We start from the raw sequence: 246 nt of genomic DNA, 5'->3' as shown, positions 1-246 counted from the left end.
CGATTCAGGATTCGGTCAAGACTTGGTTGCCGGCATGTCCGGAGGCGTCGTCAGCGCCAGTCTGCGCTCGGTCGGCGGCGAGACGCTACGCAAGAACGACTATCTATCGGTCGCCGCGGATGCATTTGGCAATGCACTGGGCAACAAAGCGGCTAGAACGCTGGAAGTCAATTCAGGGAGCGCGAAGGTCAATGGGATCAACCGACTGATAGCTGCCCAGGATGAGCCGTACTCATGGGACGGCAG

At 59.3% G+C, this 246-nt stretch carries 1 protein-coding gene; it reads left to right on the top strand.

All coding sequences use genetic code 11. From position 1 onward, the window contains the following. Positions 1–246 (top strand): hypothetical protein (locus R0J92_RS25510; RefSeq protein WP_411053742.1); only part of this gene is annotated, 246 nt, incomplete at both ends.

The organism is Tritonibacter sp. SIMBA_163 (genome assembly GCF_046535935.1).
In the GTDB taxonomy this organism is placed as follows: Bacteria; Pseudomonadota; Alphaproteobacteria; order Rhodobacterales; family Rhodobacteraceae; genus Epibacterium; species Epibacterium scottomollicae.
The sequence above is the reverse complement of the archived record's forward strand: the minus strand, read 5'-3'. Positions and strand labels throughout refer to the sequence as shown.